We start from the raw sequence: 11,792 nt of genomic DNA, 5'->3' as shown, positions 1-11,792 counted from the left end.
AAAAAAAATCCCAAAGTGCCCAAAAGATAATGATTCTCCCTTTTTTTAAAGCCGGGAGGATGAAATTGGTTAACTTGTCTTTGAACTAACGGACTTTTCTTTTAATTTTTTATCGTCAGTTGAAGCATAAATATGTGAGGATGAGATGAAAAAACAATGGATCATATGGATGTTTATCCTGCCTTTAATATTTGGATGTACGGAAAAAGAGATGATACAAGAAACAAAAGTATTTCCTGATTCTTTATCCCTTAGCTGGAAACATGTGGAGAATCAGTACAAAGGAAAAATGATGCATCTGGGACTATTAACCATTCACAATCACTCTCAGGTGCCCTTGCCCCGGGATGGCTGGGCCTTGTATTTCAACCGTTTCAGACGCCTGGTGGTGGATGATTTACCGGATGTGATCACCGGCCGTCACATAAACGGAGATTTCTATATGCTGGAACCCAAATCCTCATTTGCCCCCATTCCACCGGGCGGTAAAGTGGTTTTGCCGATTGCAGCAAGTCACTGGGTGGTCACATATACCGATCTGCCCACGGGCAATTACTTTGTTTTTACGTATCCTGACGGTCATGAAGAGTACCTGCCTGTTGATATCAATTATGAACCTATTGATACTTCAAAGATTCAACGGACCTCTTACGATAAACTGCCGGTTGAAAATCACCGGATCCGTTATCATCGGAACAATCGGCAAATCCTCCCGGAGGTTGACCCGATTGATCCTTACAAACCCCTGATCACACCATCCCCCGATGAAATTCTCTGGCAGGATTCCCTTGTCACCTTAACCGGCCCCGTCACCGTGTTGGCAGAGCAGGGATTGGAAAATGAAAAAGCCTGTCTTGAAGCTGTACTGGAAAAGATTTACCATCCGGTGGATCCCAGGGCAAAAGGAACCCAAATCATGTTGAGCCTGACACCTGAAACAGCCGGGCCGGAATCCTATATGCTGACCTGGACATCGGATCATGAAATAAAAATATCCGGATCTGATGCTGCCGGAGTGTTTTACGGCATTCAGACATTTCGTGGACTTTTTCCTCCGCAGGCGGAAAAAGAAGCTGTCTCTGCAATAACCCTTCAGGGTTTAATGATCTCGGATCAGCCCCGTTTTGGATACCGGGGCATACATGTGGATGTGGCCCGGAGTTTCCGAAGCCTGAAAGAAATGAAAAAATTCCTGGAAATGATGTCCTTTTATAAACTGAATACCCTCCACTTTCATCTGTCGGATGATGAAGGGTGGCGGATTGAAATTCCCGGTTTGCCGGAGCTGACGGAAATTGGTGCTTTCCGGGGACATACCTATGATGAAAAGGAACACTTATTCCCCTCATTGGGCAGCGGTCCATATGCCGATGATCCCATGTCAAACGGCAACGGGTTTTATTCCCGGGAGGAGTATATTGAACTTCTGAAATTTGCAAAAAACCACCATATCAGGGTTATCCCCGAAATTGATCTGCCGGGGCACTCCCATGCAGCCGTCCAATCTATGATAGTCCGTTACGACCGCCTGATGGCTCAGGGAGACTCTGTTGCCGCCATGGAATACTACCTTATAGACCCTGACGACACGTTGGAGGTGGAATCTGTCCAGAAATGGAGAAATAATGTTGTTAATGTCTGTATGGAATCTACATACCGCTTTTGTGAAAAGGTTTTTGATGAACTGATAGCCATGCATGAGGAAGCCGGTGCACCATTACAGGTGATCCATATCGGCGGTGACGAGGTGCCCCATGGATCCTGGAATGGATCCCCCAGGTGCCAAAAATTTCTTCAGGAACATCCGGAATATGAAAAAGCCGATGATTTATCCCGCTATTTTGTGATTCGGCTTCATGAAATGCTTAAAGAAAAAGGTATCAGAACTGCCGGATGGGAGGAAATTGCCAGCAAAATTGAAGAGAATAAACGGGTACCGGATTTGAAGATGAAAGACAGAAAGCTCATCTCCTATATCTGGAACAGTGTGTGGGGATGGGGTGCCGAAGATCTGAGTTACCGACTGGCCAATGAAGGATTTCCGGTGGTGTTGGCCAATGTGACCAATTTCTATCTGGATATGGCATATAATAAGGATCCTGATGAGCGTGGACTCTATTGGGGTGCCTTTGTGGATACCCGGAATGCCTGGGAATTTACTCCTTACGATATCCGGAATTGTGCCGAAAAAAATCTCTATGGTGAAAAAATCGACCTGACCCGCTATGAAAATTTTCAACCACTGAGTTCGGAGGGACGAGATAATATCCTGGGTCTTCAGGGATGTCTGTGGGCTGAAAATCTGCGGGACATGAGTAAATTTGAATATATGGTTTTCCCAAAACTTTTGGGGCTGGCGGAACGGGCCTGGGCCCAAATGCCTGAATGGGAGCTTCAGAAAAATGTGGAAGCCCGTCGTGTAGACTGGACTGTTTTTGTTCATAAAGCGGGTCATCATGAACTACCTCGCCTGGATGCCTGGAATGTACGGTATCGAATCCCCCTTCCCGGATGGATTGTTGAAAAGGATACCCTGTATGCTAATATCCGGTTTCCAGGACTGATCCTACGTTATACATTGGATGGTTCTGATCCCGATGTAAATTCTCCGGTCTATTCCAAACCGGTCCCCGTGAAGGGTAAGGTGAAAATGGCAGCCTTTACACCCGACAACAGGCGCCGCAGCCGATAATCTTAAGGTAAAAAGGAGATCACATGATTCGCTGGATTGTCTGGCCCCTTCTTGTTTTAATCCTTTTTGGATTACTGTATACCTGGTTTTATGGAGGATTCAGCCAGGTAAATATCACACGCTCCAAAGCGGGTCCATTTACCCTTGCCTATGAGGTTCATCAAGGTGACTATCGGGATATTCATATTGTGATGGACCGTGTGTTTGATGCATTGAATGAAAAGGATGGACTTTTTACAACACAGGGTTTTGGCCTATACTATGACAAACCGGGAGATGTAGATACTGACAGCCTGAGGAGCATCGGTGGTTGCATTCTGCCTTCTGACACCGATCCTCAAGCTCTGACCTGTGGATGTAAAATCGCTGAATTCCCCCACACGGATGCCATTGTTGCCGAATTTCCCTATCGTGGAAAGGCATCCGTCATCTTTGGTGTGATGAAAGCCTATCCCGCCATTAACAAATATCTGAAGGATCATGATATCCCAGCCGCACCTATCCTGGAAATCTATGATGTCCCCGGTAAAAAAATCCGGTACATCGTACCTGTCGGACTGGATTCACAACAATTAACAGTTTTTCTGAATTAAAGAATGGCATCGGAGAAGTATGTGAAGAATAGGTTATGCCCGGATGAATTTATTTTAAACATGCGTTCAATACTTTTTTGTCAAGACATAATAAAGTAAATTTCCCTCTTGTAAAAACAGGATATAACATGAGAAAAAAAGACATTTCCCAGTTGGCCATTATCGGTATACTAATCCTCCTGGTGATTCTTCTGCTGGTGACCCGTGATACCGTCAATAAACAACCCCGGAACATAATTCTTATGATAGGGGACGGGATGGGAGTCACGCAGGTTACAACCGGTCGGATTTACCGTCACCCCATGCATCTGGAACGCTTTGGCATGATGGGGTTGATCACAACGTATTCCAAAAACCGTTTTAAAACCGATTCCGCTGCCAGTGGAACAGCTTTTGCCACAGGTAATAAAACCGATAATGGGGTTATTTCCATGTCCCCGCAAGGAGAGGTGTATCCTACCATTGCTGAAAGGGCAAAAGAATTGGGAAAAAGTGCGGGTGTCGTAGCCACGACAGGAATTACCCATGCCACACCGGCTGTTTTTATTTCACATGTTAAAAGCCGGGGGATGCAGGATGTGATCGCCGAGCAAATTGCCGAAGGTTCATGGGATGTCCTTTTTGGTGCCGGTTGGGGATATTTCGTTCCCCAAAATGTTGAAGGGAGTTTGCGCACCGATGATAAAATTCCATTGGAGATGCTGAAAAGTAAAATGCAGGTCGCCCTCACACCGGAAGAATTCAACGCCTTGGGAGATAGACGGGCAGCAGCAATGCTGGAACGGACCAACTATTTTCCGAAAGCATCTGAAGGTTTTGAAATCACCCTGGAAATGATGACCCGCAAGGCTCTGGATATCCTGTCCAACAACAATAAAGGATTTTTTCTGATGGTGGAAGGCTCCCAGATAGACTGGGGCGGACACGCAAATGATATGGAATATATCCGGGATGAAATGCTGGCCTTCGATGATGCTGTTGGAGCAGTTCTGGATTTTGCCGAGGAAGATAAAAATACGCTGGTGATTGTGACTGCCGATCACGAAACAGGAGGAATGGCTGTATTAAGCGGCGATTTTGAAGAACATGAACTCGTGGGATATGATTTTGCCACCAAGGGACATTCCGCGGTCATGGTTCCAGTATTTAGTTTTGGTCCTTCGGCTAAACTTTTCGGGGGTATGCAGGACAATACCGATATCGGGAAAAAAATGTTTCAGCTGTGGGATTGATTTCAGGTTGAGAAGATATCATTTCTGAGTGATGATCCATGTAACCTTGTTCTAACTTTAGTGGAATGAATCCCAGAGTTGTTCTATATTTCATAAAATTGGAGAAAAGAATATGAAGAAAATAGTTTGGATATCTTTATTGTTGGTGATCCTGATTGCCTTTTCCTCATGCATTCCGGGAAACGGATCCTATAGCCCCGCCAGACCAGCCGGTTTTTTCTGGGGGATCTGGCATGGCTGGCTGGCTCCCTTATCCCTTATTATTCAATGGTTTGTCCCGAAAATTCAACTGTATGAACCCATGAATACGGGATGGTGGTATGATTTTGGCTTTTATCTGGGCATTTTAGGGGGATTTGGCGGATTGAGTCTCAGCCGGCGGAAAAACCGGACTGATCGGATGTAATCATGGATTCAGAGGTACTGTTTCATATTCTCCAAGATCTCGGGCTCCCGGAAGATTACGGAGAAAAAAGGGGATTACCCTTTTATGAAGAAGCAAAGATTTTGGTAAAAATCGGCTTGAATCCTTATGGAAAAACGATCTATTTGGAACCTGATACAGCAAAGGCGTGGAAAAAAATGAAAAAAGCTGCCCTGGATGAGAATATCGAACTCCTCCCCTTGTCCGGATTCAGGAGCATCCACACGCAAGCAGCAATCATACGCATGAAACTGGAAGCAGGACGTACCCTGGATGACATTATGACAGCCAATGCCCCTCCGGGATATAGCCAGCACCACACCGGCCGGGCCCTGGATATTTGTACTCCCGGTTTTATCGTGCCTGAAAAGGCTTTTGATCAAACACCTGCCTTTCAATGGCTGACCATCCGTGCACAGGAATTCGGTTTTATCATGTCCTATCCTGAAAGAAACTCCGAAGGCTTTATCTACGAACCCTGGCATTGGTACTTTGTCCTATAGGATAGAATTGCTTAGATTTCATGAAAAGCAAATCATAAACAGGAGAGATCCCATGAAAGCAAATGTCGGAAAGACTGATCGGGTGATCCGGATTTTGTTAGGTGGTATCATTATTATTGCAGGTATTCTTTACAATTCATGGTGGGGAGCCATTGGTGCCATTCCCTTTTTAACCGGACTGATGAAATGGTGTCCACTTTATTCACTCCTTAAAGTTAGCACCCGTAAAGAAGAAGTTGAGGAATAAGAGGGAGAGACGGGGAGAAGGGGATATTGGAAGAGAAAATCAGCCCCGGACTTCAGTGCGGGGAATGAGATGAAGAGTCGGGGAAACAGAAAGAAAGAACCAACCCCGGTCTTCAGCCCGGGAAGAATTCTTATCACCCTCCTCCTGGCAACCATACTTTTAGCCGGTGATTCGTCATGGGTCTGGAGAAATGCCGAATCACTGACCCGTTACGGGCAGGCTGACGATGGAACCATAACCGGGTTTGCCCGAATTCCCGATTCTTTGGGACGGGCTATCCGGCCGGAACTGGCACGCCTTGGAAGTCATTCCAGCGGTTTGATCATCGCTTTTCAAACAGCTTCACCGGAAATTCGTATCCGGTGGTCGGTCCTTCATGGAACACAACTGCCTCACATGCCCCTGACCGGTGTTCAGGGACTGGATTTGTATGCCGTGGATCCTGTCCGGGAAGACTGGAACTATGTGGGAACAGCAAAATGGTGGGAAAAGGATACTCTGAGTCATAACACGACTCTGTTGGAAAACTGGACCGGCGGCTTAAGACCCTATGCCCTTTTTCTGCCCCTTTATGACGGCATTGATTCACTGTTTGTCGGTGTTCCGGAAGAATATATCCTGGAGAAAACCTCTCTTTTTGATGAACAGTCTAAACCTGTCATTATCTATGGAACTTCTATTACCCAGGGAGGCTGTGCCAGCCGGCCGGGTATGGCTTATCCTGCCATTCTTTCCCGACGCCTTCATCACGAAGTGCTGAATTTCGGTTTTTCAGGGAATGGCAGACTGGACCCTGAAATGGCGGATTATCTGGCGACACTGCCCGCTTCTCTTTTGGTTATCGATGCACTGCCCAATGTATCGGCTGAAGATGTGGAACAGAAACTGACGGATTTTATCCGCCGTTTCCGTTCGCAGTCCAATGTGCCTCTCCTGGTGATTCCCAATATTTCTTACGGACACGAAGACGATAACCGGAAAACGGGTGATGCCCTGGCTATAAAAGACAAGGCTTATGTGAAAGTTCGGGAAATGTGCAAAAAGACCGGCATCCGGGATGTAACCTTTATGTCCTCCAAAAGAATCCGGTTTGATGACGATGAGGGAACGGTGGATGGTGTGCATTTGACAGATCTTGGGATGAAACGGCACGCGGATAATCTTTACACGTCCATACGAAAAAAAATAAAATAAAGATCTTTTTTGTTTCTTGCACCTCATGGTTTGATTTTAATCTGGACGCCAGTAAATTCAACCCTTATGTACAGGGAGTTTTATGAAGAAAATTGTGGTAAAGTTCGGCGGTTCCAATTTACGAACAGATGAAGACCCGGGCCGGATTTTAAAGATTGTGGAATCCTATCAACAGCCGGTTGTCATTGTCATCAGTGCCTTTTATGGAATGACCAATTACCTTCAGGAACTGATCTGGAAAGTTCGCTATGATCAGGATTCAGTAAAAGCCGGTGTGGAATTTATCCGTCGCCTGAAACAGGATACACTGCTGAAAAATATCCACCATGCTCCATCCCGGGAGCGCATCTTACAAAAAATTAATGCACTGGTTCTGGAACTGGAGCGATTCCTGCTGGGCATTCACTATATAGGAGACATTCCCCGCCAGACAGAGGAATTGATCCTCAGTTACGGTGAACGATTCAGCTCTCTCATGCTTACGGAAATCCTCAATGAAAAGGGATTTAAGGCTGTAGAAAAAAGGCCTGAAGAATTGGGACTTATCACAGTGGGAAATTCGGGAAATGCCGGTGTGGATTATGCAGCTTCCAATATATCGGAAAAGATTACGTTTGATACAATCACAGTGATCCCCGGTTTTTATGGGATCTCTCCGGAGGGAAAAGTGACCCTGTTGGGACGGGGAGGCAGTGATTATTCCGCAGCTGCCATTGCCCGTTGTATTCAGGCAGATTCCCTGGATATCTGGAAAGATGTCAATGGTTTTATGAGTGGTGATCCCAAGATAGTCCGGTCACCCCGGAACCTGGAACGGCTTACCTATACCGAAGCAGCAGAATTGGCGTACTTTGGTGCAAAAATCCTCCATCCCCGGACGGTGGAACCCCTGATTGAAACCGGTATTCCCATAAGAATCTTTGATATATCCACGTTTGTTCAGCATCAGGAACCCTGCACAATCATCAGCAATGAAAGCCGGATCCATGAGGATGTGATTAAAAGTGTTACCTTTTCTGATGACTTTGGGATTCTTCAGCTCGAAGGTCCCGGGGTAGGCATGAAGGCCGGGATTCTGGCCATCGTAACCCAGGCCCTGGATAAGGCCGGAATCAATATTAAATCCGTGATCACAGCCCAGACCTCCATCAATATCCTTCTTTCTCTCCAGGATCTGGAAACTGCCCGGAAAGTAAGCAGTGATGTTTTACCGGGTGTCGTGAGTCATCTGAATATTCTGGATAATCTGTCGTTAATTGCTGTTGTGGGACAGGGAATCCTTGAAACGCCCGGTGTGGCAGCCCGGATATTCGGGGCTGTGAGCCGGAAGCAAATAAATATCCGCATCATTTCTGTCGGTGCGTCTCCTGTGGCAGCCTACTTTATTGTGGATAAGACGGTCCGGGATGAAGCCGTTCAAACGATCCACAAAGAGTTTTTTCCCTGAACTATCCGATCTTCTGAATTTTATGAACCACTTTGCGTACCCAGGTACGGGGAAAAATACGTGAAAATAATATCGTCAGTTTATTTTTAAACCCCGGTACCACAACAGCTTTACCCTTCTTAAAACCCTGATATGCTTTTTGGGCAACTTCATTGGCATTTTGGGCACCCATCTGGAAAATCAGAGAGGCTTCCATGCCGGATACCTCCCCAAACCTGGTTTTGGTAGGGCCGGGGGCCAGACAGGTCACAGTGATTCCATAAGATTTCAATTCTTCATGCAATGCCTCAGAAAAAGAGAGAACAAAGGCTTTGGTTGCATAATAAACGGCCATGTTGGGCCCCGGTACATACGCGGCGATGGAGGCGACATTCAAAATCCCACCGGATTTTTGAGCCGTCATGGCCGGTGTGAGCAAGGCTGTAAGATGTACAAGGTTATTCACATTCAGGCTGATCATATTCAAAATGCGGTTTATATCGGAGGTATGGAACTTTTCAAGAAGACCGTACCCCGCATTATTGACAAGGACATCAACATTTAGATGCTGATTCTCCAGTTGTTTTGCCAGCATGGCCGGGGCATTTGGAAGGGATAAATCCATGGGAAACAGGTGGATGGATCGTTGGGGATATTTTTCAAGAAGTTCAGACCGGACCTCTGTCAGTTTATCCTCAGAACGTGCTGTTAAAACCAAATGATATCCGTCACGGATGAATTCTCCGGCCAGGGCTTTACCTATCCCATAGGAAGCTCCCGTGATCAAAACAGTTTTTTCCCTTTTCATGGGGTATCCTTTATCTTTTGGTGTATGATCCATTAAAAAGTCCGGCGTTACGACTAAGGCGTTCTATTTCTATTTTTTGGAACGCCGCCACAGGGTTCCAAAGGATTGTTCCTTTTTGGCATGATCTCCTTTTTGACGAATAAAAGGGTTTAATAGCATCAAACCAAACAGCAATGCCAAAAACAGGAATGTTATAATAATGAGCGTTAATAGACCCATTGGAGCAGACTGGCACATATCAGTGCAGCATAGGTTCCGAGGACATATCCTGCGATTCCCAGCATCACACCCACGGATGCCAGGGCCGGGTGAAAGGCGGAAGCCACAATGGGTGCGCTGGCCGCACCTCCAACATTTGCCTGGGATCCCACAGCCATGAAAAAGAGAGGTGAACGGGTGAGTCTCATGGCACCCAGCAGTATAACAACATGAAATAAAATCCAGGTAAGACCCATTGCAAAGAGATAAGGATATTTTACAACTTCCCGAAGATCCGCATTGGCTCCTATTACTCCAATCAGCAGATAAAGCATCACAGTTCCCAGTTTGGAAGCCCCCACACCTTCAAAACGTTTGATGGCCGTAAAAGAGAAAGTCACCCCTAAGGTTGTAATGATGATAACTTTCCAGGTGGAATGGGAGATAATGTTTCCAATCTCCGGCAGGATATTTCCCACCTTGTAGGCTGCCCAGGCACATCCGAAGGATAATGCCAGCATAATCATATAATCAGTAGTTGTGGGAGTCCGGGCAACGGATTTTTGAAAATTGACAATTTTGTTTTTCAATTCAGTGATGGCGGTATTATCTGCTCCAAGCCAGCGGTCAATTTTGTCGCTTTCTCCTGCCAGATATAAAAGGATTCCTGTCCAGATGTTGGCGACCAGCACATCCACCACCACCATCATGGCCAGCATGGTAGATGTGGCTTTCACAGATTGGCCGATGGCAATGAAATTGGCACCTCCACCGATCCAACTCCCGGCCAGGGCTGCCATTCCTTTCCAGATTTCGGGGGGTAACTGATCCTTGAAAATCCACAGACTGATGGGGCCGCCAATGACAATTCCCAGGGTACCCGACAGAAACATGATCAAAGCTTTGGGTCCAAGCCTAAGAATCCCCTTGATATCTACTGCCAGCGTTAATAGTAAAAGACTGGCTGGAAGAACAAAGGTTTTAATGGAGCCGTAAATGGGAGCCGTGGTGGGAATGACTCCGACAGATGATAAAAAAGTGGGAAGAAAATAGGCAAAGACAAGCGGAGGAACCACATTAAACAGTTTACGTCCCCAGCGTGTATGATCCTGAACAGAAAAAATAATGGCGGGAACCACAAGCAAAACTGCAAGTATCCCAAATGGATGGTTAATCAATACATTCTGCATGGAATATCCTTACTCTTTAAGCTGTCCGGTTTCAAAACTGCCGGGGAAATTTAACATCTCTCAGCCGGATAACCAAGAGGATGGAAATGTGTTTGAAATGGATGAAAAAAAGTCTACAATAAATCAGCAGAAATCATAATAATAAACAAGTTAAAAAAATGCGGGAGTATCCATGGATCTTCATCTTGAAAACAAGAAAGCAATTGTTCTGGCAGGGACAAAAGGGATCGGTTATGCCATTGCAGAGGCATTGGTGGAAGAAGGGGCTTATGTAGCCATCGGAAGCCGGGATTTGCAACATATTCATGCGGCAGAGAGGAAGCTCATGAAAAAAGGGGATACCATGGGTTTTCAGGTGGATGTATCCACTGATTATACATCTGCTCTGGACTGGGTATTTAAACAATTAAAAGGATTGGATATCCTTGTAGTCAATTGTGGAGGTCCGGCAAAAGGGACGTTTGAACAGGTGGATGATCATGCCTGGCAAGAAGGGTTGGATTCTACACTATTTTCTGCAATTCGCGGCATCCGCTGGGCAGCGGAAAAGATGAAACAAAATAAAAATGGGGGACGGATACTGGTGGTGACCAGCATGAGTGCCAAACAACCCATTCCGGATCTGGTGATCAGCAATGTGATCCGAAGCGGACTGACGTCCATGACCAAAACACTCTGCCGTGAATTGGGTCCCTATAAAATTGCCATCAATAATCTTCTCCCTGGATTTGTTGAAACAGACCGCCTGAAAGCCCTCTCAGACAATCCTGAATTACGAAAAGAATGGATAGAACGAACAGCCTTGAAACGCTTTGCCGATCCGGCGGAATTAGGACGTGTCGGCGCCTTTCTTTGCTCCGATGCGGCCTCCTATATCACTGGCACCGATATTTTGGTGGATGGCGGAGCGGTTTGGGGGATATGAAGAATGAAGAATGAAGAATGATGAATGATGAATTGAATGATGAATTGAATGATGAATTGAATGATGAATGATGAGTTAGGTGTCGTGAAAGATGAATCGTTTTTAATCAGCGATACTTTTTTCTCAATTCCCTTGAATATCGGACGCACTGATATATTTGAATCGTGGTACACTGAAGGCGCTTAACAGCATAGAAATAGACATAACCATGAGAATTGATCCCGGCCTACAATAGGTTGACAAATTCGGCTAATCATATATACGAATAACAATATTATCTTGCCTTATGTCGCATTTCGGTGTATCTTACCCTCGGGGTGGGGGGCGTCACCTAAGCGAAATCATATGTCTTGATTCACT

11 protein-coding genes are annotated in these 11,792 nt (G+C 45.8%); 9 read left to right on the top strand and 2 right to left on the bottom strand.

What is annotated here, in order from left to right; genetic code table 11:
• Positions 1-145: 145 nt before the first annotated feature.
• The 8 genes from strainIA91_RS08680 (at position 146) to strainIA91_RS08645 (ending at position 8,332) form a co-directional block, all read left to right on the top strand.
• Positions 146-2,692 carry a family 20 glycosylhydrolase gene (locus strainIA91_RS08680; RefSeq protein WP_400166388.1) on the top strand — a complete coding sequence of 849 codons (2,547 nt, stop codon included), beginning with the start codon at positions 146-148 and terminating at the stop codon, positions 2,690-2,692.
• A gap of 23 nt (positions 2,693-2,715) precedes the next feature.
• A complete protein-coding gene (locus tag strainIA91_RS08675; RefSeq protein ID WP_400166387.1) occupies positions 2,716-3,285 on the top strand; it encodes a hypothetical protein in 570 nt (189 codons plus the stop codon).
• 128 nt (positions 3,286-3,413) lie between these two features.
• Positions 3,414-4,517, top strand: coding sequence for an alkaline phosphatase (locus strainIA91_RS08670; protein WP_400166386.1), 1,104 nt, complete (start codon positions 3,414-3,416; stop codon positions 4,515-4,517).
• 112 nt (positions 4,518-4,629) lie between these two features.
• Positions 4,630-4,923, top strand: coding sequence for a hypothetical protein (locus tag strainIA91_RS08665; protein WP_400166385.1), 294 nt, complete (start codon positions 4,630-4,632; stop codon positions 4,921-4,923).
• A 2-nt stretch (positions 4,924-4,925) separates the two neighbouring features.
• Entirely contained in the window at positions 4,926-5,444 is a 519-nt protein-coding gene (locus tag strainIA91_RS08660) for a D-alanyl-D-alanine carboxypeptidase family protein (protein ID WP_400166384.1), read from the top strand.
• A 52-nt stretch (positions 5,445-5,496) separates the two neighbouring features.
• Entirely contained in the window at positions 5,497-5,691 is a 195-nt protein-coding gene (locus strainIA91_RS08655; RefSeq protein WP_400166383.1) for a DUF2892 domain-containing protein, read from the top strand.
• 69 nt (positions 5,692-5,760) lie between these two features.
• Positions 5,761-6,885: an SGNH/GDSL hydrolase family protein gene (locus tag strainIA91_RS08650; protein WP_400166382.1), complete on the top strand. Its 1,125-nt coding sequence runs from the start codon at positions 5,761-5,763 to the stop codon at positions 6,883-6,885.
• 82 nt (positions 6,886-6,967) lie between these two features.
• A complete protein-coding gene (locus strainIA91_RS08645; protein ID WP_400166381.1) occupies positions 6,968-8,332 on the top strand; it encodes an aspartate kinase in 1,365 nt (454 codons plus the stop codon).
• A 1-nt stretch (position 8,333) separates the two neighbouring features.
• Here the strand turns inward: strainIA91_RS08645 and strainIA91_RS08640 are convergent, their stop codons facing one another.
• Both strainIA91_RS08640 and strainIA91_RS08635 read right to left on the bottom strand, forming a co-directional pair.
• Positions 8,334-9,119: an SDR family NAD(P)-dependent oxidoreductase gene (locus strainIA91_RS08640; protein WP_400166380.1), complete on the bottom strand. Its 786-nt coding sequence runs from the start codon at positions 9,117-9,119 to the stop codon at positions 8,334-8,336.
• Between the two features lie 206 nt (positions 9,120-9,325).
• Positions 9,326-10,507 (bottom strand): DUF819 domain-containing protein, encoded by a 1,182-nt coding sequence (locus tag strainIA91_RS08635; protein ID WP_400166379.1) that lies wholly within the window; start codon positions 10,505-10,507, stop codon positions 9,326-9,328.
• Between the two features lie 172 nt (positions 10,508-10,679).
• On the opposite strand from strainIA91_RS08635, the gene strainIA91_RS08630 reads away from it, so the two are divergent.
• Positions 10,680-11,432: an SDR family oxidoreductase gene (locus strainIA91_RS08630; protein WP_400166378.1), complete on the top strand. Its 753-nt coding sequence runs from the start codon at positions 10,680-10,682 to the stop codon at positions 11,430-11,432.
• Positions 11,433-11,792 lie beyond the last annotated feature (360 nt).

It is taken from the genome of Candidatus Neomarinimicrobiota bacterium (genome assembly GCA_041154365.1).
GTDB classification, from domain to species: Bacteria; Fidelibacterota; Fidelibacteria; order Fidelibacterales; family Fidelibacteraceae; genus Fidelibacter; species Fidelibacter multiformis.
The sequence above is the reverse complement of the archived record's forward strand: the minus strand, read 5'-3'. Positions and strand labels throughout refer to the sequence as shown.

Excerpts from the sequence above, each read along its gene's own strand:
- strainIA91_RS08680 (WP_400166388.1), top strand. The coding sequence starts at position 146 with ATGAAAAAACAATGGATCATATGGATGTTTATCCTGCCTTTAATATTT.
- strainIA91_RS08675 (WP_400166387.1), top strand. The coding sequence starts at position 2,716 with ATGATTCGCTGGATTGTCTGGCCCCTTCTTGTTTTAATCCTTTTTGGA.
- strainIA91_RS08670 (WP_400166386.1), top strand. The coding sequence starts at position 3,414 with ATGAGAAAAAAAGACATTTCCCAGTTGGCCATTATCGGTATACTAATC.
- strainIA91_RS08665 (WP_400166385.1), top strand. The coding sequence starts at position 4,630 with ATGAAGAAAATAGTTTGGATATCTTTATTGTTGGTGATCCTGATTGCC.
- strainIA91_RS08660 (WP_400166384.1), top strand. The coding sequence starts at position 4,926 with ATGGATTCAGAGGTACTGTTTCATATTCTCCAAGATCTCGGGCTCCCG.
- strainIA91_RS08655 (WP_400166383.1), top strand. The coding sequence starts at position 5,497 with ATGAAAGCAAATGTCGGAAAGACTGATCGGGTGATCCGGATTTTGTTA.
- strainIA91_RS08650 (WP_400166382.1), top strand. The coding sequence starts at position 5,761 with ATGAAGAGTCGGGGAAACAGAAAGAAAGAACCAACCCCGGTCTTCAGC.
- strainIA91_RS08645 (WP_400166381.1), top strand. The coding sequence starts at position 6,968 with ATGAAGAAAATTGTGGTAAAGTTCGGCGGTTCCAATTTACGAACAGAT.
- strainIA91_RS08640 (WP_400166380.1), bottom strand. The coding sequence starts at position 9,119 with ATGAAAAGGGAAAAAACTGTTTTGATCACGGGAGCTTCCTATGGGATA.
- strainIA91_RS08635 (WP_400166379.1), bottom strand. The coding sequence starts at position 10,507 with ATGCAGAATGTATTGATTAACCATCCATTTGGGATACTTGCAGTTTTG.
- strainIA91_RS08630 (WP_400166378.1), top strand. The coding sequence starts at position 10,680 with ATGGATCTTCATCTTGAAAACAAGAAAGCAATTGTTCTGGCAGGGACA.